Origin of the sequence: Rheinheimera sp. UJ63, from assembly GCF_021568285.1 — a bacterium.
GTDB classification, from domain to species: Bacteria; Pseudomonadota; Gammaproteobacteria; order Enterobacterales; family Alteromonadaceae; genus Alishewanella; species Alishewanella maricola.
Map to the genome: position 1 here is coordinate 245918 of NZ_JAKGTQ010000003.1, position 21052 is coordinate 266969.

Genomic DNA, 21052 nt, shown 5'->3' on the forward strand with positions numbered 1-21052 from the left:
CGATACCTCAGGAGATTTCATGGAACTTAATGCCCTTACCGCAATTTCGCCGGTGGATGGTCGCTACGGTAGCAAAGCGGCTGCCCTACGCCCAATTTTCAGCGAATTCGGTTTAATTAAATACCGGGTCACTGTCGAAGTGCGTTGGTTACAACAACTGGCGGCAGAGCCAAAAATTGCTGAAGTACCGGCTTTATCTGCCGAAGCGAATGCCATTTTAGATAAGATTGTCAGCGAATTTAGTTTAGCAGATGCCCAACGTGTTAAAGATATTGAGCGCACAACGAACCATGACGTTAAAGCGGTAGAATATCTGTTAAAAGAAAAAGTTGTTAACAACAGCGAATTAGCGGCCATCAGTGAATTTATCCACTTTGCCTGTACGTCTGAAGACATCAACAACTTATCGCACGCGTTAATGCTGCACGATGCGCGCAGCCAAGTCTTATTACCTGAGTGTGATGCACTGCTTAGCGCACTGAAAACGCTAGCGGTTGATTTAAAAGCCGTCCCTATGATGGCCAGAACGCATGGTCAGCCAGCTTCGCCAACCACCATGGGTAAAGAGATGGCCAATGTTTACATGCGCTTAAAGCGTCAGCGTGAACAAATCGCGGCGGTCAGCCTACTGGGTAAAATAAATGGCGCGGTAGGTAACTACAACGCACACTTATCGGCTTATCCGGATATCGATTGGCATCAATTTGCTGAGCGTTTTGTCAGCTCGCTGGGTATTACTTGGAACCCGTACACCACACAAATCGAACCGCATGATTATATTGCCGAATTGTTTGATGCCATTGCGCGTTTCAATACCATTTTGCTGGATTTTGACCGTGATGTCTGGGGCTACATTGCCTTGGGTCACTTCAAACAAAGAACGATTGCCGGTGAAATTGGTTCATCGACCATGCCGCATAAAGTGAACCCGATCGATTTTGAAAACTCAGAAGGTAACTTAGGTATTGCTAATGCGCTATTTAACCATCTTTCGGCCAAATTACCGGTATCTCGTTGGCAGCGCGATCTAACTGACTCAACCGTATTACGTAACCTTGGCGTCGGTTTTGGTTATACCCTAATTGCTTATCAAGCCACGTTAAAAGGCATCAGCAAGTTAGAAGTAAACGAAGCCAATTTACGAGCCGAATTAGACGCTAACTGGGAATTACTGGCCGAGCCGGTGCAAACTGTTATGCGTAAATATGGCATCGAAAAACCTTACGAGAAGTTAAAAGAACTGACTCGCGGTAAGCGGATCAGCGCCAATGATCTCGCCTTGTTTATTGATGGCCTAGACTTACCGGCGCAGGCTAAAGCGGAAATGAAACAGCTTAGCCCAGCCGGTTATATTGGTGATGCGATACGGTTAGTTGAGTTATTAGACTAACCACTTAGTTGTCACTGCAGCTTGATGTGGCATTGACGAATAAAGGCGAGCAACTCGCCTTTATTCGTTTTAAGCTAGCAAGCTGCAAAGCGTTGAAACGTTTAGTTAGCGGTTTCACGTACAACCCAAGCTAACCGGCCAATTGTGCTAACCCTTTCGATCCTTTATTCGGTGCCTAAATATGTACACATTACACCTCGGACAGCTTAGCCTTGCAGACTTTATGCAGCTGTATTGGCAAAAAAAACCGCTGCTGATCAAGCAAGGTTTTCCAGACTTTAAAGATCCTTTATCCGCCGATGAATTGGCAGGCTTGGCCTTAGATGAAGATGTCGAGTCACGTCTGGTGCAATGTCATGCAGGCAACTGGCAATTAGAAACCGGCCCCTTTGAAGATTTTAATCGTTACGGTGAACGTGATTGGACGGTGTTAGTTCAAGCCGTCGATCATTGGCATCCGCCAGCGGCGGCGTTATTAGAGCCGTTTCGTTTTATCCCGAATTGGCGGATTGATGATTTGATGGTCAGCTTTTCTACGCCAGGTGGTGGTGTTGGCCCGCATTTGGATCAATACGATGTATTTATTATCCAAGGCGAAGGTAAACGCCATTGGCGCGTGGGTATGCCCGATGCTTCACTGAAGCAACATTGCCCGCACCCACGCTTATTACAAGTTAGCCCTTTTACAGCCTGTATTGATGCCATTTTAGAACCGGGTGATATTTTATATATTCCACCAGGTTGCCCGCACGATGGTGTGTCTATTGATAACAGCTTAAATTACTCTGTGGGTTTTCGAGCACCGGCACAAAAAGATCTACTCACCGGTTTGACCGATTATTTAATTGACCATGAGATTGTTGGTAAACGTTTCACCGATCCTGCTCGGCAATTAACCCCGCAAAACGGCGCGATCAGTGAACAAGATTTAGATCAGGTGCAGCAATTATTACTACAACTGATAAGTGATCGACAATTACTCCCGCAATGGTTTGGCCAATACATTACTCAAGCTAAGCATGAATTAGATCAGCAAGAGCCTGATCCGCATTATCAAGCCGAAGAAATTGCGGAATACTTAGAAGAAGGCTCCGTACTGGCCAGTATCGGCGGTTTACGCTGCAGTTATTATCAGCAAAAACCTGACAGTGATATTTTGTTGTTTATTGATGGTGAGAAAATCGTGTTACCCGCAGAGGAATTACACACCGCGCAACTGCTGACACAGAGCCCCACCATTAGCCAGCAAGACTGTATGCATTTTATTGCCCGCGAAGAGCGTTTGCTGCTGCTAACCGATTTGATCAATCAAGGGTTGTGGTACTTTGTTGAGTAAGCTCTCTGCCTAGAAAAAAACCGCTTAGCAGCGGTTTTTTTGTAAAGATTAAACTACAGATTTAAGTGCAGTTTGTGCTAGCTCTGCCACAATTGTTCGTCATCAAACAAGTCGTATAAACCGTGCGCACGAGCAACCAATAAATTAGCAAAATCATGCTGAGTTTTATCAGACACACCCGCTTGAATAATTTGCTCGGCCTTTAACTGCCAATGTAACGCAAAAGCACGGATCGCTTCCCGCGCATTAGGGGCCGCGCCGATCGCCATATGGTCGGTTGGTAAGTCGCCACTGATCACCCAAAACGATTTTTTCTCGCGGGTATTCAGTTTCCAAATCGCCACATAAGGCGGTAAATAACGGCTTTCACTCACGGCAACGTTATCGGGGATAATACCTTTAGTTGCAAGGTATTCGTTGGCTTTTTGAAACTGCGTTCGCACCCACTCTGTGCGCTCCGCATCACTGATTTCAGCATTATTCTGAGTTAACGACTCACTCATAAACGGCTTCCTATGTTGTAGTTGCCGCTACTTTAGGTGACTCGCTGCCGACAATCAAGTCTTGATAGCGCAGAATCAGCCCATCCCACCCCAAAAGTTCACTCGTCAACCCCATATCACCTCCGACCACACTCAGACACCGGTCCGACCACACTCTGAGACACATCTGACCACACTCTGAGACAATTTAGAGCTGAATGATGCTTTGCTGGCAACAGACAGATCAGACCTGTCTCTGAGTGCGGTCTGACCAGTCATTATTTCATGGGAAAGCTGGCATAAAGTAGGACTAAATGGTAAATTCCGCGCCATAAACATCGGCTACAGTTAACGTAAACGTAAACGGTAGCGCTTTATCCGCTTTTATTCCAATGGAGTTCATTGTGGCAGTATTTAATCATCCTGAATTTGATCAACACGAACAAGTGGTTTACTGCAGTGATCAGGAATCTGGCTTAAAAGCCATCATTGCTGTGCACAGCACCCGCTTAGGCCCGGCTGTCGGCGGTTGCCGCATGTGGGATTATGTCTCAGATGAAGATGCACTGGTCGATGTACTGCGCTTATCTCGCGGTATGACTTACAAAAACGCTATGGCCGGTTTGCCATTAGGCGGTGGTAAGTCTGTGATTATCGGTAATGCTAAAACTATCAAGTCTGAAGCCTTGTTTCGTGCCTTTGGTCGTATGGTGCATCGCTTAAATGGCAGCTATTACAGTGCTGAAGATGTGAACATTACCACACACGATATTATGCAAGTGAACCAGGAAACGCCTTTCGTGGCTGGTTTAGAAGGCAAAAGCGGTAACCCTGCACCCTTTACTGCGCTAGGCACCTACCAAGGTATTAAAGCCGCTGCGATGCATCAATTTGGCTCGGCCGATCTGAACGGTAAAGTTGTCGCGGTGCAAGGTTTAGGCAGCGTGGGTTTTTACCTGTGTGAATATTTGCACGCTGAAGGCGCGAAACTGATTGTTACTGATATCAATGAAGACGCTGTCACTCGGGCGGTGAATCAATTTGGCGCAACAGCTGTAGGCTTAAATGACATCTATGCGGTAGATGCAGATATCTATGCCCCCTGTGCTCTGGGGGCTACATTAAATGACGACACCTTGCCACAGTTAAAAGTAAAAATTATCGCAGGTTGTGCCAACAACCAGTTAAAGCGCGCAGAGCATGGCCAGAAGTTGCGTCAAATGGGTATTTTATATGCGCCAGACTATGTGATTAACGCCGGTGGCATTATCAATGTCGCCTTTGAGATGCGGCCACAAGGCTACAGCAGCTCTGAGTCAACGGCAAAAGTGAAGCAAATCTACGACACCTTGTTGACCATTTTTGAACGTGCTGATGCAGAAAATTTACCCACCAGCACCGTAGCGGATCTGATGGCGCAAGAAATTATTGCTCGCGGTAAACTGTTATAACGTTTTTTAATGCAGCATTGTATAAAGGAAATGATGGCTTAAGGCAACGCGGTTAATGAGCCGCGGTTTGCTTTAAGCCATCAATGCCATGGCTGGCAAACACAGCATCTTACTCGGATCTACTTTGCAACACTGGCCTGCCAGTGCTGCAAGGTAGACCGCAGCTAAAACTTAAACCTCTGTTTGGCGTGTTAACAAGCTCAAGCGCGTTATCTTGCACACTAAACTGCACAGTAACACGCTGATATGCTCTTTGTGGCTCATTAATACAGACAACCCACACCATTTCAGCCTGGCCAGTTTACGACAAAACAACGCCGCAACAGCTCAAGCCCTACAAGATAAACTTAACGATTAAATCCCAGCCTATGAGTAAGATTGATAAGATAATCAATAAAAAAATACTGACATGTAGCCAAAACATCGATTGCGGCTTTGCCTTACTCACTCGCTGTTTGAGCACAACCTTAGCCGGTTGCTTATTGCTAGAGGAAGACGCTGCGCCAGCCGTTGCTGACGCTTTTTTCACTTGAGCCATTTTCAACAACAATCCTTCAGAAAATGTTAACGCCACTCATTAATGCGGATAAGAGGCCGCTAATGCCTGTAATTCCGCCCCAGCAACACGAGTGATCCGCCAGTCATGCATAACACTGGCACCTTGCGCTTGATAAAAATCGATTGCCGGTTGATTCCAATCCAGCACTGACCATTCAAAGCGGCCACAGCCACGTTCTACGGCCAGTTTTGCTAAATAGCTTAATAATAATTTACCTAAACCCTTACCCCGATATTCAGGTAGAACAAATAAATCTTCTAGATAAAGCCCAGGTTGCGCTAAAAATGTGGAGTAATTATGAAAAAACAAAGCAAAGCCCGCTGGCTGCCCTTGATACTCAGCAATCACCACTTCGGCTGCACGCTTCTCGCCAAACAAGCTTTGTTGTAACTTTTCGGTGGTGGCGACCACCTGATCTGCCATTTTCTCATATTCAGCTAAGCCCTGAATAAAAGCTAAAATTAAGGCGCAATCAGCCTCGGTTGCTATACGGATAGTGCTGTGATTAATCATAAAATACCTTTGAAATCATAAAATGTCAGGCTAGGCTCAAATTGAGATACTACTATAGCCTGCGTTATGGCGAAAAAAAACCGGAGTATACTCCGGTTTCTTCAACGCGTTAGCGATTACGCTGCATCTTTACTCGGTAAACTGAATTTTTCGAGTTCGCCGGGTTTAAAGCTATCCACACTGATGGCTTTAAACCGCAATTCATTCATTTTATGCAGCGACGCAGCTTCAGCTTCTGAAATAATCTTCGCCGCTAACGCTTGCTTAATGGTATCCACCATCGGTTGCTTACGCGCTAACTGACCAGACTTTTGCGCCTGAGCTATTTTCTTCAATAATGGTTGAGCTTCATACATCGCAACAAAAGCCGCTTCCATTAGCCCTGTGGCATCATCCGCGCCTTCACCGACATAACACAGATGCGTTAAGCGATCGCGCACCACATTGGGTTTAGACAGTGTTTCGCAAATTTGCTGCGCCACTTCATCGGTTGGCAGTTTGTAGCCGATACCAAATGGGAACACCAAAGTACGTAACGTGCGTGCCACAATACGATTAGGGAAGTTAGCAAAGAAACCATCAAAGGCTTTACCAATTTCATATAAAGCACGCGCCACACTGTAATGCACAAAGGGCAGATCCGCTTGCTGACGGCCGTTATCTTCATAAAACTTCAATACGGCCGAAGCAATATACAACTGGCTTAACACATCGCCTAACCGCGCAGACAGCATTTCTTTGCGTTTTAAATCACCGCCCAGCATCAACATAGATACATCAGCACTTAGTGCTAAGGCACGGCTCATGCGGCTTAATTGCTTGTAATAACGAGCCGTGTCACCCGACACCGGTGCAGTGTTAAAGGCACCGGCCGTTAAGCCCTGCCATAACGCTGAAAACGTATTGCCTACCGCAAAACCAACATGCGCCATTAATAGCTTATCAAACTGCGCTAAACCTTCATCGGCATTCGGGTTGGCTGCGGCTTCTAACTCCGCTAACACATAAGGGTGACAACGCGTGGCACCTTGACCAAAGATCATCAAGTTGCGCGTTAAAATGTTCGCCCCTTCAACGGTAATCGAAATAGGCACGCCCATATAACCGTGTGCTAAATAGTTCATCGGTCCGCACTGAATGGCTTTGCCGGCATGAATATCAAACGCATCGTTTAATAAAATACGTGACATCTCCGTCATGTGATATTTAGCAATGGCGGTAACGACGGCAGGGCTAAGTTTTTGATCAATCGCACCCGCGGTCATCACGCGCATGGCTTCTAATGTGTAAGTTAAGCCCCCGATACGCGCTAAGCCTTCTTGCACACCTTCAAATTTACCAATTGATAAACCAAACTGCTGACGCACATAACCATAAGCGCCCGTCATCCGAGCCGCTAAGTGACCCGTTGCGGTGGCCAGCGCCGGTAATGAAATACCGCGACCTGCCGACAAGCACTCGACCAGCATACGCCAGCCACGACCGGCATATTCTGGCCCACCGATAATCCAATCAATGGGGATAAATACGTCTTTACCGTAAGTGGTACCGTTCATAAAAGCCATATTCATTGGGAAATGACGATCGCCTATTTGCACACCAGGATGGCTGGTCGGAATTAACGCACAGGTGATGCCTAATTCTTCTTTCTCACCCAGTAACTTATCAGGATCAGATAATTTGAACGCCAAGCCCAACACCGTTGCCACAGGTGCTAAGGTGATATAGCGCTTATCCCAGTTCAAACGAATACCCAGTACTTCGTTACCTTCAAATTCGCCTTTACACACTACGCCGGTATCAGGAATACCGCCCGCATCAGAGCCCGCCTCTGGGCCGGTTAAGGCAAAACACGGCACATCAGTACCATTGGCTAAGGGTGGCAACCAGCGGTTCTTTTGCTCTTCTGTACCGTAGTGCATTAACAATTCACCGGGGCCTAAAGAGTTAGGCACCATGATGGTCACGGCGGCGGTTAAGCTGCGCGTAGCAATGCGCGACACGATGGTCGAGTTGGCTATCGCTGAAAACTCACGCCCACCATAGCTCTTAGGAATAATCATGGCGAAGAAACCTTCGCTTTTAATGTAATCCCACACGGCTTTAGGCAGGTCTCGCTCTTCTTGCACAATCTTGTAGTCATCCAGCATTTTCAGCAAGGTTTCAACTTGATTGTCCATAAAGGCTTGCTCATCGGCCGATAACTCGGCTTTAGGAATGCTGTGCAGTTTTTGCCAGTCTGGTTTACCTTTGAACAGTTCACCATCCCACCACACATCACCCGCTTCCATCGCTTCACGTTCAGTATCTGAAAGAGGCGGTAAGATTTTTTTGAAAATGCCAAACACAGGTTTGGTGATCAGACTGCGTCGAATGGAGGTGACACCGAATACCACCACCAGAATAACGATAATTAATAATAAAAAGACCATTTCAGCTTCCTTCCAGCATCAGGCTACGGTTTGTGTTACGCCTGTCGGCATAACATTCGTCAACACAGGCGCAGCAATGGCTGCCGCCAAATAAGGGATCAAGCGTGCTATCACGCCTTCGATATCAACCGACTCGTTAAAATCGGCTAAGGCAATTTCTGCCAACGCATCGTTGGATGCCATGGTAAAGACAATGGAACCCAGTGAAAAATGCAACCGCCAAAACAACACGCTCGCAGGCAAATGTGGACAGCTTTGTTGCACAAGTAACACAAACTTATCTAGGGTTTGGCCATAATGATGATTAATAAACCAACGCAAGTGGCCTTGCACATCGGTATAACCGCGCCCTAACAGTTGCAAGAAAGTACGGGTGCCTTTGCGCTGCACATGGTTAAGCTCTAACAAGGGCTTAACGAAAACAGCGAGGATATCCGGTAAGCTATGCGGCTGGGTTTTCGCCAGTAATTGATCAAACTCATGATCTAAACGCGGCATCAACACTTGCAAATAACGCTGAAGCACCGCTTGGATCAGTTCTTTTTTCGAGCCAAAGTGATAATTAACCGAGGCCAGATTCACTTCCGCTTTGGTCGTGATCTGGCGTAGTGAAGTATCATTGAAGCCGGCTTCGGCAAACAGATTTTGCGCCGCATCCAAAATTTTTAGTTGTGTATTCACTTTCACACTCATTTTATTCAAACATGTTTTTTAAACACCTGTTTGAAATGTACGTTTGAATCACTGGTCTGTCAAGTGACATTCTGCAGTGAGTGCAAGTAATACCGTGATGTTGCGTTAGTCAGATAAAGGGTTTTAGGCAGGCGGTTAAGTTTGCCATTCGCTGTATAGCGGCGTTTCAGCGCGTTGATCTCGCCAAGTTATCGCTTTTTTTAGGTAGGCAAAGTAACAGGCCGACTGAACCGCCGACCTGTTAGCGTGGTTTTTACTTCAGAGTACGCTCAAAAAAGCGCGTAATGCTTTTATGTAAATGCGTTTGAACCGGCTGACCAAACATCGAGTGTTTACTGCCTGGGTAGTCAATCATCTCAAACAACAGGCCTTTATCCTGTAAGTGTTTATACAGCTTAGTACTGTGGGTAAACAACACATTATCATCTGCCATACCATGATAAATCAGCAAATCGCCTTTTAGCCCATCGGCATAAGGGAAGACAGCGCTATCACGATAACCCTCGGCGTTTTGTTGTGGGTGCCCTAAGTAACGCTCAGTGTAATGAGTATCATACAAGGCCCAGTCGGTAACAGGCGCACCCGCAACGCCGGCGGTGAAGTAATCACCGGCTTTAAACAGGGTCATGATGGCCATATAACCGCCATAACTATGGCCATAAATCGCTATTTTCTGCGGGTTAACATGAGGCAAAGTACGCAGGTACTTAACACCGGTGATTTGATCATCCACTTCGACCTCACCGAGTTTTTTATAGATCGGATCTTCAAAGGCTTTACCTCGATTGTACGAACCACGATTATCTAATTGAAATACCAGATAGCCTTGTTGCGCGAGGTAATGCAAATACAAATTGCGCTGACTCCAACTGTTCGTCACGCGCTGAGCATGAGGCCCGCCGTAGACACTGACGACCACAGGGTATTGTTTGCCTGGCACGATATTTTTGGGTTCAAATAAACGGTAATGTAAGGTTTGACCATCTTCGGCCTGTAACGTGCCAAAACGCGGGGCATTCAGCTCGCTATGATAAGGGCTTAACGGATGATCTGCGTTCAAGGTGTTTTGCGCTAACCAGGTGAGTACCTGACCATCAATGGCCCGCAGCGCTACTTTATCGGGCGTTGTGACATTGGAGAAACTATCTATAAAACTGCTACCATCTTTGGCCACAACCACGGCATGATCATAACCGGCTTCTGTGATGCGTTTAATATTGCCATCTTTTAAACTCACCTGATACAGGTGACGTTCTAGCACGCTATCTTTGCGCCCGGTAAAGTACAGCAAACCTTGCTGCTCGTTGACGGCATCTAGCTGATCCACCACCCAGTCGCCCGCGGTGAGCTGACGCAGTAACTTGCCATTAAAATCATAGTGATATAAATGTTTATAACCACTGCGTTCAGAGGCCCAAATAAAGCCTTGATTATTACTTAAAAAATGTAGGTCATCATGCAGGTTCAACAACGTGTTGCTGGTTTCCGTTAACAGTACTGTTTGCTGATCCGTTTTAAGATCAACCAAGCGCAGTTCTAATTGCTGTTGGTTACGGCTTTGCCATTGATAACTTACATACCGCGCGTTTTTGCTCCACTCGACTCTTGGCAGATAAATATCAGCATCATCACCGTGCGGTAGCCACTTCACACTACCATCGTTTAATGTCACAACACCCAATTGGATGGTCGCATTGGCGGTGCCGGTATAAGGATAACGCTGTTTAAACAATTTAATTTCGTCAGCATAAATTTCATTACGAACGACTTCGGCAACCCCACTTTCATCAGTGCGGGTAAAGGCAATTTTACTGTCATCCGGAGCCCACCAATAGCCTGTCATGCGGCCCATCTCTTCCTGTGCTACAAACTCGGCCATCCCGTTTTTAATATCACCACCGCCATCAAAGGTCAGTTGGGTTTCTTTGCCGGTTGCTATCTCTTGCACAAACAAGTTTTGCTCGCGAATAAAAGCAACATAACGGCCAGTAGGTGAAATGGTGGCATCGGTTTCAAACTCTGGGGTATTTGTCAGCTTTTTTGCTTTATTGCTGGCGAGCTGGTAGTAATACAAATCACCATTTAAAGGGAATAATAAAGCGTCACTACTTTTAGACCAACTGTAACTGACAATACCCGAAGCAAATAAACGTAGTCGCTCGCGGCGGGCTTTTTCTTCATCAGACAGTGTTTCTGCACCACTAATTAAATGGTCGGCATTCACCAGTACACTGTGTTTGCCCTCTTTAATATGGTATTGCCACAAATCTAAACGGTTGGCATCTTCAACTTTGCCCTTAAGATAGGTAACACGGCTACCGTCAGGTGCCATGGTCAAAGAACGAGGCGTCGTGCCGCTTAACACTGGATCGGCGAACAGTCGCTCCAGTTCAAGTTGCTTTGCATCAGCCATAGCGGCACCTCCAAGTAATAAACTGAGTGTTATCAAAACACGTGGTAATTTCACTGGCATTTTTGTTCCTGTGTTTTTACTGTAATTAAGCGTAACGTTTGTATAATGCTTCGATATAAACTGCAAGCGAAAGCAGATTGCGTTAGGCTTATCTGCGCTGAACAGAGGAAATCTTGATGAAACTGACCGAAGTAAAACACCCACTGGTGCAGCACAAAATTGGTTTATTACGCGCAGCCGATATTAGCACTCGCCAATTTCGCCAATTAGCCGCAGAACTAGGTAGCCTCCTGACTTATGAAGCAACCAAAGATCTGCCAACTGAGCAACTGACAATAGAGAGCTGGAACGGCCCTTGCGACGTGCAACAAATTCAAGGTAAAAAAGTGACCGTAGTGCCCATTCTGCGCGCCGGCTTGGGCATGTTAGACGGCGTTTTAGATTTAATCCCCAGCGCTCGCATAAGCGTGGTGGGTATTTATCGTGATGAAGAAACACTGCAACCGGTACCCTACTTTCAAAAACTCGCTGCCGATTTGGATCAACGCTTAGCGATTGTTGTTGATCCCATGTTAGCCACGGGCGGCTCGATGATTGCAACCATCGATTTACTTAAACAGCATGGTTGCCAACAAATCAAAGCTTTAGTGCTGGTTGCCGCGCCTGAGGGGATTAAAGCGTTAAGCGAAGCGCATCCTGACATTGAGCTTTATACCGCAGCAGTAGACCAAGGTTTAAATGAGCAAGGTTATATCCTGCCAGGCTTAGGCGATGCCGGTGATAAATTATTTGGCACTAAATAAGCCGTTAGTGCCCAGGTACAGTATTAAATGCTTAATGCGTATTTTTTGAAGTGAAAATTCATGCAGTTGATCCCATGGTCTTATAACAGCGCACAGGGTCTAACCGTGCGCGGACAACACAGCGTGCCTAGTGGCAAGCCTGTATTACATTTTATGCACGGTAACGGCTTTAGCGGCCTAACCTACAGCCCCATGCTACGCCAACTAAGCCTACACTATGATTTGTTCTTGTCGGATGCCCAAGGCCATGGTGATAGTGATCATGGTGAGCAGTTTTTAGGCTGGAATAACATTGCGCAGATTGCCGCAGAAGCGTGGTTAACCCATCGCCCATTGTTTGGCACTGCGCCCGTTTACGGCATAGGCCATAGTTTTGGTGGCGTATTAACCGCCCTGATCCACGCCGAGCATCCACAGTTATTTCAAGGGGTGGTATTACTTGATCCGGTGTTATTTCCCCCCTCTATGCTATTACTGGCCAGAACCCTTGAAGGTGTGCGGCTATTTAAAAAAAATCCGTTAGCCAAAGCCGCGTTAAGGCGACGCCAACATTGGCCGGATCGCCCTACTGCCTTAAGTTACTTTCAAAGCCGTAGCCTATTTCAAAGCTGGGATGCACAGGCGCTTAATGCTTATGTTGAACACGCCTTAGCTGACCAAGAAGATGGTGTGCGCTTAAAGTGCTTACCAGAGCGTGAAGCCGATGTGTTCAGCTCCTACCCAAGAGGGCTATGGCCGGCGCTTCGTAAAGCAAAGGCACCGGTAAAAATCTTTTATGGGGAACAAACCTTTCCATTTGTCGTCAAAGCCGTGGCTAAATGGCAACAATTAAACAACGGGGTGCAAAGCCGGCAAGTGCCTGGTGGCCATTGCTTTATGCAAGAACAACCGTTACAAAGTGCACTTTGGGTGCGCGAAGCATTACAAGGGTTTGCACCGATAAAATAGGCCTGTTTCCTAAGTGTGCATGCGTTATAATGGCCGAAATGTTTAGGCAGGGATTTCTAAGATGAAAAAGCTAGTTGTCGTCACCGCATTATTATTATCGGCCTGTAGTCAATTACCCGATATCGGCGCTGACAAACCCACCACCTTAAGTGCCGAGAAAAAACCGGTATTAGCCGTACCCATCCCGGCACCGGTTACCGATGCCAACGAAGTGGCTAATAACGATACGACCGAATCGTTAGCAACCGATTTCGAACATATTTTCATTGATACTGATATGACTTTTGAAGGCGTCTTGCCGTGTGCGGATTGCAGCGGCATCGCATATCATATTAATCTGTATCGTGATGGCCGCTTTGAAGCGCGTCAAGAGTATCTTGGCCGTGGCCAAGTGCAATTAATTAGCGGCTCTTGGTTGTTAGAAAAACGCACTTTGCATTTGATTAATCAGCAAAGCACGCTGCCGGTTTTTCATTTTCGCAGCAATCAGCACTTAGTGATGACGGATTTGGCCGGTAAGCCCATTTTATCGTCTGAAGCATATCAATTAAGCCGTTATGCCTCGCTGAAAAAGCTCGACCCACGCCAACCGCTACTGGGTATGTATCAATTAAAAAACAATGTTGCGACCTTTATAACCTGTCAAAACGGTGACACCTTACCGGTGGCTAATACACAAAATCATTTACCCATGATGCGCCTGTATCAACAAGATACACGCTTAAATAATAAACCGGTTATTGCCACCTTAGTTGGGCGTAAAAGTGCGGATCAGCACGGTATTGACACGCTTTACATCGATAAATTTGAACAATTTTGGCCTAATGCCACCTGCCCTGATCAATTTGCCCAAAAACAGTTACAAGGTATTGTCTGGCGTGCTGAGAAAGTGGCTAACCGTTATATTCCACACCAGTTAAATGTTCGGCTAATTTTTGAAAAAGACCGTTTATACGGCTTTAGCGGGTGTAATAACTTTAACGCCAGCTATCAGCAACAAGCCAATACCCTGAGCGTGCAACCGCTTGCCAGCACGCGAAAGTTCTGCGCTGAGGCCAGTAACATTGAGCAGCAATTTACCGAAAAACTGCAGCAAGTTGACCGCGCGGAAGTGAACGCCGATAAACTGCAATTATTTTATAATAACCAAGTTATTTTAGAATTGGTGCCTGCGGTTAACTAACACAGCTCATTGTTATTTAACATATACCGAAAATCTTCTACGCATAAAAAACCCCAGTGCATGACAACACTGGGGTTTTAAAATAGCCATTAATTATCAGATTGAATTAATTCTTCTTACTATTGCGCCGACGTCTGGCAACCGCACCTAACCCCATAAGCCCACCAAACATCAGCATTAATGCTGAAGGCTCTGGCACACTAGCAGGTACTTGACCAAAAATAATGTCGATCGACGTTGAGGCAGATCTGTTGTTTTGACGATCAAAGGCTGACAACGTAATGGTATACATACCCTGAGTTTGCACATCGAAGCCTAAAGGTTCAAAAAAGCCCAAATTCCATGAATTCTGTGCGACATTATTTGTTGAAAGGTAAGATAGATAATCCGAAACAGAAGAAGTGGTTCTTAAATCATTTGCACTAGTGGTTGTATTATTGCCAATTGAATGATCAAAAAGTGGGTAATCTGCACTGGGATTAATTAGATCAAATTCCACAAAATCAACATTGGCGCTGGGATCATAATCAATCTGCAATAAGTAGGTAAATTGGTTTAAAAATGTTCCCTGATTTCCAGTTGGATCGACGTTAATCGACCAATCAAAACTAAACAATGAACGGTCTACTGGGGCTACACCATCACTAGGCTGAAAAGTATAGGTTTTATTACCATCATAGTTATAGATGCCTGCGGGTTGACCTGCCAAGTTGTAACGCAATTTACCCCGTAGCGCTAACTCAAAAAAACCATCGTTTATACCGGTAAATGACCCATTCGCATTACCAGAACCAAAAATGACATTGGGTGTTACATTACCTGTACCGTTAATTAAAGCGGCATGTGCGGGCACTGCAATTAAGGTCGTTGCTAAAGCTAAGACTGCTGGAAAATATTTCATGATGCATCCTTGTTGTTTATATAACGGTTTATTTTACTGTACAAAAAAACAAGCAAAACTTTAGCATAAATTAAGCCAATAAATTAATCGCATTAAAATCAGCAGCCTACAAATTAAGGTTTTTATTTTTTTGTTTATTTGTAAAATTTACTGACAGCCAATAGTTGAAAATACCCCCTAGCCGCTCATTCAAATTACAAAAACTTAAATTGCGGACATAAAAAAACCACCCTAGGGTGGTTTTTTTATTCAAGCAGTGTTTAGACTAAAGCTTCTTTTGCTTTTGCTACGATAGCAGTAAAAGCGGCTTTGTCATAAACAGCGATGTCGGCCAGGATCTTACGGTCGATTTCAATTGAAGCCTTTTTCAGACCTGCAATTAAACGGCTGTAAGACATACCGTTCATCCGTGACGCTGCGTTGATACGCGCGATCCACAGTTGACGGAACTGACGCTTACGCTGACGACGGTCACGGTAAGCATATTGACCGGCTTTGATAACAGCCTGGAAAGCAACCCGGTAAACACGACTACGGGCACCGTAGTAACCTTTAGCCTGTTTTAATACCTTCTTGTGACGAGCATGTGCCGTCACACCACGTTTAACTCTTGGCATTTCTGACTCCTATTAAATTATGCGTACGGCATGCAACGGACTAAGCCGGCAATATCCACTTTTGCGACTAAGGTTTTTGGACCTAACTGACGCTTACGCTTAGAAGTCTTCTTCGTCAAGATGTGGCGAAGGTGAGATTGCTTACGTTTAAAGTTACCTGAAGCAGTCTTTTTAAAACGCTTCGCGGCACCTTTGTTGGTTTTCATCTTTGGCATAGTATTGAAACTCGCATTGTTAAATGACAACGAATAATAAGGCGTTAAAAAACTGCGGCAAGCCGCAGTTTAATAAACTTGAAGGCGCTTATTACTTCTTATTTGGGGCTAGCATCATGATCATCTGCCGACCTTCTACCCGGTTAGGGAAAGATTCACAGATGGCGATATCGCTAAGATCCTCTTTAATACGAGAAAGCATTTCGATACCGATTTCCTGATGCGCCATTTCACGACCACGATAACGTAGTGTTACTTTAGCTTTATCACCCTCTTCAATGAAGCGACGCAGGTTGCGTAGTTTTACCTGGTAATCGCCTTCATCAGTTCCAGGCCGGAATTTAATTTCCTTGATCTGGATCTGTTTTTGCTTTTTCTTTTGTTCTTTAAGAGCTTTGCTCTTTTCGAACAGGAACTTACCGTAGTCCATCAACTTACAAACTGGTGGTTCTGCTGTAGGGCTGATCTCTACTAAATCAGCACTTGCTTCTTCAGCTAACCGAATTGCTTCTGTCGTGGTAACGACGCCCAGCTGTTCACCTTCCATACCAATTAATCGCACTTCTGGCAGATTAATTTCTTCGTTTATCCTGTTAGGACGGTTGGCCGGTAATGTTTTCTTTCCTACTTTAATAGTATGTTCCTCCGAAAATTTTATAATTCACTTAAAGCTTATACCCGGTTTTTAATTTCAGTCAGCATTTTCTCGACAAAGCTGGCAACCGGCATTTTGCCTAAATCATCAGCTTTACGTGTTCTGACTGCAATATCACCTGCTTCGACTTCTTTATCACCGACGACAACGAGGTACGGAATGCGCTTAAGTGTGTGCTCGCGAATTTTAAAGCCTATCTTCTCATTTCTCAAGTCACTTCTCACTCTAATACCGTGAGATTTGAAAGTTTTTACTAATTCTTCGACATATTCGGCCTGATTATCGGTAATATTCATAATTACCACCTGCGTGGGTGCTAACCACGTCGGGAAAAAGCCGGCGTACTCTTCGATGAGAATACCAATAAAGCGCTCTAACGAACCTAAGATAGCACGGTGAATCATCACCGGAACCAGTTTTTCGCCGCTTTCAGACACGTAACTGGCCCCTAAACGACCCGGTAACGCGAAGTCGAGTTGCACTGTGCCACATTGCCATGCACGATTTAAACAATCGTGCAAGGTGAATTCAATCTTCGGACCATAAAAAGCACCTTCACCAGGTTGCAGTTCATAGGCAATATCATTGGCTTTTAATGCGTCCATCAAGCCTTGCTCGGCACGGTCCCAAATCTCATCAGAACCAATCCGTTGTGCCGGACGTGTCGATAGCTTCACTACGATGTCTTTAAAACCAAAGGTACTGTAAGTATCAAACACCATCTTGATACATTTAGTCACCTCTGCCTGCACTTGATCTTCAGTACAGAAGATATGCGCATCATCTTGGGTAAAGCCGCGCACGCGCATCAAGCCGTGTAAGCCACCTGAAGGCTCATTACGGTGGCAACAACCAAACTCGGCCATACGCAGCGGTAAATCACGGTAAGACTTTAACCCCTGGTTAAAGATTTGCACGTGGCCCGGGCAGTTCATCGGTTTGATAGCGTACTCACGATGCTCAGACTGGGTAGTGAACATATTATCGGCATACTTTTCCCAGTGTCCCGATTTTTCCCACAACACACGATCCATCATTAATGGACCTTTCACTTCGTCGTAGTCGTACTGACCCAGCTTCTCGCGTACAAAAGTTTCTAGCTCACGGAAGATAGTCCAACCATCGTTGTGCCAGAACACCATACCCGGTGCTTCTTCTTGCCAGTGAAATAAGCCCAGTGCTTTACCAATTTTACGGTGGTCACGCTTCTCGGCTTCTTCTAACTGGGTTAAGTAGCCCGCTAATTGTTTCTTGTCTGCCCAAGCCGTACCGTAAACACGCTGCAGCATTTTATTTTTTGAATCGCCGCGCCAATAGGCACCGGCCACTTTCATAATTTTAAAGTGTTGGCAAAAGCGCATGTTGGGCACGTGCGGGCCACGACACATATCAATGTATTCTTCATGATGATACAGCGCAGGGGTGCTATCACGCGGAATATTTTGCTCAAGAATTTCTTGCTTGTAGCTTTCGCCACGTGCAGCAAAGGTATCCCAAGCTTGTTGCCAGCTCACCTTGTTTTTTACCACATCGTATTCGGTTTTGGCTAACTGCAGCATGCGCGCTTCTAGCACCGCTAAATCATCACTGCTGATCGGCTGTTCTAAATCAACGTCATAGTAAAAACCATTATCGATAACAGGGCCGATAGCCATTTTCACGTTTGGCCAAAGTTGTTTAATCGCGTGGCCTAATAAGTGTGCACAAGAGTGACGTAAAATCTCTAAGCCTTCTTGATCTTTGCTGGTTACGATACTTAAGCTGGCATCTTGTTCAATCAGTTCACAAGCATCAACAAGTTCACCATTAACTTTACCGGCAATGGTGGCTTTAGCTAAACCTGGGCCAATGTCTTTCGCAACATCAAGTACAGTAACGGCATGGTCAAAGGCGCGCTGACTACCGTCAGGCAGAGTAATAACTGGCATGATCAATCCTTTTACAGTGGTGGCCCAAACCAAGGGTCACTTGTTTATCTAAGATAAGAGGTTTCGTCACCTTGCTGTGCAGTTAATGGCTTACACGAAAAGCCATCTGCAGAACGTCGGCAGCGAAGCAAAAAAGCGGTGGCTATAGTATCACTTCATGCTGGGTGTGACCAGACAACGACAGGCTTTTACTTCACCGTTTAACCAAAGCCCTGGTAATTGCAGCGTATTGCGCAAAATGGGGGCAATTAAACTGTCGTCAACCGAGCAAAGTGGGCCTGTGGCATAAGGCCCGGCATAAATTAACTGCCCCTGTTCAAATATGAGCACTGCCGGTGCAGCCGGCAAACTAAAACCTGCTGCCTGCAATTGTTCGGCAGAGAATTGAAATTGCCGGTTAGCGGTGATTTGATAACTGTGGGTAAATAAATCGCGATGTTCAGCTGCTAGGCGATTGCAGACACAACCGGTTTGGGTTACGTGCACAACCTGCTTATCATTGGCGGGGGCGATACCCAAGCGTTCGATAGCAAAGGCAGCCGATGTTTGCCTTTGCCATACCCCCGTTTGATCAAACAAGCCATAGTACTGCTGGCCAAAAAGATACAAACCAATACTTGCGATAGCGATCCAACTGATAAAGAGTAATGCGACCAAACGCACTCGATGTTGCATCTGCATCAGCGGCTACACATTAAACTTTAACGATTCGTTATTTAGCGCCTGCGTAATGTGCTCTAAATTGTCTGCCGTTTTTAGCACCTTTCGGCCTTGCTCATTTTGCTCGCTGGTCATGTGGCTCAACTGCTGGGCACTTTGCGCAATTTCGTTACTTGAGGCACTTTGTTGCTGTAATGAATTGGCCATAATATCGGCTGAAGTACTGACTTGCTGCGCTTGTTGCAAAATCGTTTGCAGCAATGTGCCGCTTTGCTTTGCATGCTCACGCGTATGTTGTAGCTGTTCAATACTGCGCTTTACTTCGGTAACCGACTCGCCGCTGTTTGCCAGCAAGCGCTCAATCATGACTTTTATTTCATCGGTAGAGCCGCGTGTACGAGAGGCTAAGGTACGCACCTCATCGGCAACAACAGCAAAGCCACGGCCTTGCTCGCCCGCGCGGGCGGCTTCAATAGCGGCGTTTAACGCCAGTAAGTTAGTTTGCTCGGCGATAGATTGAATCACATCTAAAACTTTACGAATATCCACGGTTGCTTGAGCAACGTCATCGACCTTTTGGCCAGTATCATTTAATTGTTCTGACAGTTTCTGTACCGAGGTAACCGTGCTTTCAACAGAGCTTCTACCTGCCGTCGCCGCTTGCTCGGCTGCTTTAGCAAACTGCTGTACCTGCTGAGACAAATTAAACACTTCTTCAATGCTATGCGACATTTGTTCAGTCGCCGCGGCAATTCGATCCACTTCTTTCATCTTTTGTTGCATGCTGTCAGACAAGGCCCCGCCTTCGGCCAGCATGTTTACGGCCTCTGTTCTTAGCGCAACCGTTTGTTGATCGATGATCTTTACCGTACCTTGCAGGGTATCAAGCACCTCATTGAAACGTTTAATCACGCGCGAGTTTAAATCGGCACAGCGCCCTGTTAGCACTATTTTACCGTCCTCGGTTAACAAGGCTTCTGTACTGTCAAACAAGGCTTGCCCCACTGTCGCCTCACGGTAACTTTGCCGAGCAATCACGATTAATACTGCTGACTCCAGCACCACAAAAGCGGCATGTATCATAATAATACCGAAGCTTAAACTTTGTACGGGTACCAAATATACGCCAACATCTTGCATTTGTAGGTACATAAACAACAGATGGTGCACGGCTATCGTGACCGCTGCGGTCAAGATCACCCAAAAGTCGCGAAAGGCAATTAACACCGCTAATAAGGCAAAAATACTAAAATGCATTTCTAACATGCCGGCTGATTGATGAATGTGCAACGCGGCAAAAAACATAAAACTGACACCAAAGCTAACTCTGGCTAAATAATGATCCCCGAGTAAACGATAAAACATGATCGGTAATAAGGCGCTAGGTACACCAACAACAATAGCGGCCAGCCAACTGCCATGCCAACTGGCGAGAAACAACGCCACTAGCAACAACAGAATATTCACAAGGCTCATAATGGAAAATGCGTGCAGACGAAAGCGTGGAGCGATAGTAGACATGGCTACTCCTATTTTTGCAGTCTGAAGAGACTACGACCTTAAGTTTAGCAGTGATTGAGCAACCTCGGCACATTGATATTAGGGTTTGTTGACATTTGATGGTTATTTTTGCAGCTGAGTGGCTGGTATTTATTCAAGGCAGAGCTTGTGCCGTGTAGTTATTCTACATAAACAAGCGATAACGAAGTAGAAATGCCAGCCACACGCTGCCCGAAGGGTTCGTCTGGCGATGCTTTGCTCTTTGTGGCCTACATGGATGTAGGTCAGGGGCGAGAGCAGGACGCGGTAGCTTCACTCGTCGTTTATTTAGAATAACAAACCGGGTACCGCGTACTTCACTCCTCATTTCGCG

Annotated in this window: 19 protein-coding genes; 6 read left to right on the forward strand and 13 right to left on the reverse strand. The window is 45.8% G+C overall.

Annotation, left to right across the window (positions count from 1 at the left end):
- Positions 1-19: 19 nt before the first annotated feature.
- Together purB and L1N97_RS11295 are read left to right on the forward strand one after the other, a co-directional pair.
- Complete coding sequence (purB, locus tag L1N97_RS11290; RefSeq protein ID WP_226750928.1) at positions 20-1390, forward strand: adenylosuccinate lyase; 1371 nt, start codon at positions 20-22, stop codon at positions 1388-1390.
- A 181-nt stretch (positions 1391-1571) separates the two neighbouring features.
- Entirely contained in the window at positions 1572-2726 is a 1155-nt protein-coding gene (locus tag L1N97_RS11295; protein ID WP_236129851.1) for a ribosomal protein uL16 3-hydroxylase, read from the forward strand.
- A gap of 77 nt (positions 2727-2803) precedes the next feature.
- Here L1N97_RS11295 and L1N97_RS11300 read toward each other — a convergent pair whose 3' ends face one another.
- Positions 2804-3229 carry a DUF4826 family protein gene (locus L1N97_RS11300; RefSeq protein ID WP_229585221.1) on the reverse strand — a complete coding sequence of 142 codons (426 nt, stop codon included), beginning with the start codon at positions 3227-3229 and terminating at the stop codon, positions 2804-2806.
- Positions 3230-3612: 383 nt separating this feature from the next.
- Between L1N97_RS11300 and L1N97_RS11305 the strand changes: the two genes are divergently transcribed.
- Positions 3613-4659, forward strand: a complete 1047-nt coding sequence (locus tag L1N97_RS11305; RefSeq protein WP_329605555.1) for a Leu/Phe/Val dehydrogenase — start codon at positions 3613-3615, stop codon at positions 4657-4659.
- 334 nt (positions 4660-4993) lie between these two features.
- Here L1N97_RS11305 and L1N97_RS11310 read toward each other — a convergent pair whose 3' ends face one another.
- The 5 genes from L1N97_RS11310 to L1N97_RS11330 form a co-directional block, all read right to left on the reverse strand.
- Positions 4994-5197 carry a hypothetical protein gene (locus tag L1N97_RS11310; protein WP_236129852.1) on the reverse strand — a complete coding sequence of 68 codons (204 nt, stop codon included), beginning with the start codon at positions 5195-5197 and terminating at the stop codon, positions 4994-4996.
- Positions 5198-5236: 39 nt separating this feature from the next.
- Positions 5237-5731, reverse strand: a complete 495-nt coding sequence (locus L1N97_RS11315; protein WP_236129853.1) for a GNAT family N-acetyltransferase — start codon at positions 5729-5731, stop codon at positions 5237-5239.
- Between the two features lie 116 nt (positions 5732-5847).
- Positions 5848-8163 carry an acyl-CoA dehydrogenase gene (locus L1N97_RS11320; protein WP_229585218.1) on the reverse strand — a complete coding sequence of 772 codons (2316 nt, stop codon included), beginning with the start codon at positions 8161-8163 and terminating at the stop codon, positions 5848-5850.
- 18 nt (positions 8164-8181) lie between these two features.
- Positions 8182-8844 carry a TetR/AcrR family transcriptional regulator gene (locus L1N97_RS11325; protein WP_236129854.1) on the reverse strand — a complete coding sequence of 221 codons (663 nt, stop codon included), beginning with the start codon at positions 8842-8844 and terminating at the stop codon, positions 8182-8184.
- 265 nt (positions 8845-9109) lie between these two features.
- Positions 9110-11329, reverse strand: coding sequence for a S9 family peptidase (locus L1N97_RS11330; protein ID WP_236129855.1), 2220 nt, complete (start codon positions 11327-11329; stop codon positions 9110-9112).
- A gap of 116 nt (positions 11330-11445) precedes the next feature.
- Between L1N97_RS11330 and upp the strand changes: the two genes are divergently transcribed.
- The 3 genes from upp to L1N97_RS11345 all read left to right on the forward strand — a co-directional run bounded on the left by upp (position 11446) and on the right by L1N97_RS11345 (position 14203).
- A complete protein-coding gene (gene upp / locus L1N97_RS11335; protein WP_229585215.1) occupies positions 11446-12072 on the forward strand; it encodes a uracil phosphoribosyltransferase in 627 nt (208 codons plus the stop codon).
- A 60-nt stretch (positions 12073-12132) separates the two neighbouring features.
- The gene (locus L1N97_RS11340; protein WP_236129856.1) at positions 12133-13020 is read left to right on the forward strand and encodes an alpha/beta fold hydrolase; all 888 of its coding nucleotides are present in this window, start codon (positions 12133-12135) and stop codon (positions 13018-13020) included.
- Positions 13021-13081: 61 nt separating this feature from the next.
- Positions 13082-14203 carry an META domain-containing protein gene (locus L1N97_RS11345; RefSeq protein ID WP_236129857.1) on the forward strand — a complete coding sequence of 374 codons (1122 nt, stop codon included), beginning with the start codon at positions 13082-13084 and terminating at the stop codon, positions 14201-14203.
- 106 nt (positions 14204-14309) lie between these two features.
- On the opposite strand, the gene L1N97_RS11350 is transcribed toward L1N97_RS11345, so the two are convergent.
- The 7 genes from L1N97_RS11350 to L1N97_RS11380 form a co-directional block, all read right to left on the reverse strand.
- A complete protein-coding gene (locus L1N97_RS11350; protein WP_229585212.1) occupies positions 14310-15104 on the reverse strand; it encodes a PEP-CTERM sorting domain-containing protein in 795 nt (264 codons plus the stop codon).
- A 260-nt stretch (positions 15105-15364) separates the two neighbouring features.
- Complete coding sequence (rplT, locus tag L1N97_RS11355) at positions 15365-15721, reverse strand: 50S ribosomal protein L20 (protein WP_226750916.1); 357 nt, start codon at positions 15719-15721, stop codon at positions 15365-15367.
- Positions 15722-15738: 17 nt separating this feature from the next.
- Positions 15739-15936 carry a 50S ribosomal protein L35 gene (rpmI, locus tag L1N97_RS11360; RefSeq protein ID WP_082122441.1) on the reverse strand — a complete coding sequence of 66 codons (198 nt, stop codon included), beginning with the start codon at positions 15934-15936 and terminating at the stop codon, positions 15739-15741.
- A 91-nt stretch (positions 15937-16027) separates the two neighbouring features.
- Entirely contained in the window at positions 16028-16597 is a 570-nt protein-coding gene (gene infC / locus L1N97_RS11365; RefSeq protein WP_442967238.1) for a translation initiation factor IF-3, read from the reverse strand.
- A gap of 11 nt (positions 16598-16608) precedes the next feature.
- Complete coding sequence (gene thrS, locus L1N97_RS11370; protein ID WP_236129858.1) at positions 16609-18519, reverse strand: threonine--tRNA ligase; 1911 nt, start codon at positions 18517-18519, stop codon at positions 16609-16611.
- 150 nt (positions 18520-18669) lie between these two features.
- Positions 18670-19200 (reverse strand): DUF6436 domain-containing protein, encoded by a 531-nt coding sequence (locus L1N97_RS11375; RefSeq protein ID WP_229585210.1) that lies wholly within the window; start codon positions 19198-19200, stop codon positions 18670-18672.
- 6 nt (positions 19201-19206) lie between these two features.
- Positions 19207-20700, reverse strand: a complete 1494-nt coding sequence (locus tag L1N97_RS11380) for a methyl-accepting chemotaxis protein (protein WP_229585209.1) — start codon at positions 20698-20700, stop codon at positions 19207-19209.
- Between the last annotated feature and the right edge of the window lie 352 nt (positions 20701-21052).

Bases quoted from the DNA above. Each gene is read 5' to 3' on its own strand.
- L1N97_RS11350 (WP_229585212.1), bottom strand. From the start codon at position 15,104: ATGAAATATTTTCCAGCAGTCTTAGCTTTAGCAACGACCTTAATTGCA.
- L1N97_RS11320 (WP_229585218.1), bottom strand. From the start codon at position 8,163: ATGGTCTTTTTATTATTAATTATCGTTATTCTGGTGGTGGTATTCGGT.
- L1N97_RS11375 (WP_229585210.1), bottom strand. From the start codon at position 19,200: ATGCAGATGCAACATCGAGTGCGTTTGGTCGCATTACTCTTTATCAGT.
- upp (WP_229585215.1), top strand. From the start codon at position 11,446: ATGAAACTGACCGAAGTAAAACACCCACTGGTGCAGCACAAAATTGGT.
- L1N97_RS11315 (WP_236129853.1), bottom strand. From the start codon at position 5,731: ATGATTAATCACAGCACTATCCGTATAGCAACCGAGGCTGATTGCGCC.
- L1N97_RS11330 (WP_236129855.1), bottom strand. From the start codon at position 11,329: ATGCCAGTGAAATTACCACGTGTTTTGATAACACTCAGTTTATTACTT.
- L1N97_RS11310 (WP_236129852.1), bottom strand. From the start codon at position 5,197: ATGGCTCAAGTGAAAAAAGCGTCAGCAACGGCTGGCGCAGCGTCTTCC.
- rplT (WP_226750916.1), bottom strand. From the start codon at position 15,721: ATGCCAAGAGTTAAACGTGGTGTGACGGCACATGCTCGTCACAAGAAG.
- purB (WP_226750928.1), top strand. From the start codon at position 20: ATGGAACTTAATGCCCTTACCGCAATTTCGCCGGTGGATGGTCGCTAC.
- L1N97_RS11380 (WP_229585209.1), bottom strand. From the start codon at position 20,700: ATGTCTACTATCGCTCCACGCTTTCGTCTGCACGCATTTTCCATTATG.
- L1N97_RS11340 (WP_236129856.1), top strand. From the start codon at position 12,133: ATGCAGTTGATCCCATGGTCTTATAACAGCGCACAGGGTCTAACCGTG.
- thrS (WP_236129858.1), bottom strand. From the start codon at position 18,519: ATGCCAGTTATTACTCTGCCTGACGGTAGTCAGCGCGCCTTTGACCAT.
- L1N97_RS11345 (WP_236129857.1), top strand. From the start codon at position 13,082: ATGAAAAAGCTAGTTGTCGTCACCGCATTATTATTATCGGCCTGTAGT.
- L1N97_RS11300 (WP_229585221.1), bottom strand. From the start codon at position 3,229: ATGAGTGAGTCGTTAACTCAGAATAATGCTGAAATCAGTGATGCGGAG.
- rpmI (WP_082122441.1), bottom strand. From the start codon at position 15,936: ATGCCAAAGATGAAAACCAACAAAGGTGCCGCGAAGCGTTTTAAAAAG.
- L1N97_RS11295 (WP_236129851.1), top strand. From the start codon at position 1,572: ATGTACACATTACACCTCGGACAGCTTAGCCTTGCAGACTTTATGCAG.